This is a genomic window from Photorhabdus stackebrandtii (genome assembly GCF_011189495.1).
GTDB classification, from domain to species: domain Bacteria; phylum Pseudomonadota; class Gammaproteobacteria; order Enterobacterales; family Enterobacteriaceae; genus Photorhabdus; species Photorhabdus khanii.
Genome location: NZ_PUJV01000112.1, coordinates 1 through 1,337, shown reverse-complemented (window position 1 = coordinate 1,337; position 1,337 = coordinate 1). Strand labels below are relative to the sequence as shown.

1 protein-coding gene and 1 pseudogene are annotated in these 1,337 nt (G+C 40.7%); one reads left to right on the top strand and one right to left on the bottom strand.

The window, feature by feature from the left end:
• A pseudogene (locus C5470_RS21800) lies at nt 1-250 on the top strand (group II intron reverse transcriptase/maturase); the annotation flags it as partial.
• A gap of 287 nt (nt 251-537) precedes the next feature.
• On the opposite strand, the gene C5470_RS21795 reads toward C5470_RS21800, so the two are convergent.
• Nucleotides 538-1,337: transposase (locus tag C5470_RS21795; protein ID WP_166291884.1), on the bottom strand; the 800-nt coding region annotated here is incomplete at its 5' end.

The following is a 1,337-nucleotide window of genomic DNA, read 5'->3' as shown; positions in this document are numbered from 1 at the left end:
TTACGTTGACCATCAGGTGTTTCAGGCTCTGCTTATCTGGATAAATCGACGACATCCAAACAAATCAGCCCGATGGAAGCAAAAGCGTTATTTCCGTCGCCTTGGTTTACGTCAATGGACTTTCTTCCCGATGTTCAGAAATGTGAAGGGAGAACAGGGATATCTCGACCTGTTCTCAATGGCGAGTACCCCGATCGTCCGCCACATCAAGATCAGAGCCAATGCGACCCCTTATGATCCGACATACTGACAGTACTTTGAGCGTCGTGCGCGGATCAGATAGCCCGAAGCGGAGCATAAGGGAAGGGATTTATCCAGGAGTAAAACTCGTTGGGTTACCGGGTCATTATCAGGCCTTAGTAAGGCTTGAGCCGTGTGCGCTGAAAGGCGCACGCACGGTTCTTAGAGGGCTGGAGACAGGTAACTGTCTCTGGCTACTCTGCGAAATTTTCCGCTTAAACCAATCTATTGGATTGTATGGGTTTACCCCATAAAGACAATGCAATGAGGGGTTCTACGCCGGACAATGGCATTCGGTTAAGATCTTGCCGGCGCATCAAAAGAGTTCCATCGTGTTCGGGGTTTCATCGATTTTCGTGGATAGTGTCGTCCTGGTCTCACCCGCTGGGTCATCTTTGTTATATATTTGTGAAGTAGGTAATAAAATGATTTAAAATGCTTTTTTAACCTACTTTGAATGATCAGAGGGAGGTGTTTGACGATAAAAAATAAACAGTTTTTAAAGTTCAGTTTCCGTTCATTATCCCTATTATCCTTGTCATTGATACCCTTGCCCTCATCGTCTTTGTGATAACAATCATTTCCTAATATTCTTGCCAGGTTAAGTAATAAAATATGTGCCTGAAGTTCTTGGTTGACCCCTTTTTCATTATGTGAATGGAAATCTTCAACACATAATATTGATTTGGATAATTTATATAATTCTTCTATTTCCCATCGCTGATTATATAAATCACCGAAGTCTTCGGCTTTATAATGGTCTTGATGGGTTAAAGTCGTGGCAAAGATATATTCAACATCTTCATGAAAATACTTTATTAGCCGTAACGTTATAGCAGGAAATGCTGAAAGTAGTTTTCTTTTTCTAAGGTCTGATTTTACCGCCTCAGAGGGAACATAAGTCACAATCGCATCATCGTAATGACTGTCAGAAAATTCTCTAACTACTTTATTTCTATTACCTTCCTGTATTCTGAATATGGCATTCAAGTTATTTTTTATGACTTGATGTAACATATAATAACTAAAATATCCCCTGTCGAAGATAATGACATCATGGGTATTCAGGCAATGAAAATGTTTTTCCGCACAAGCTC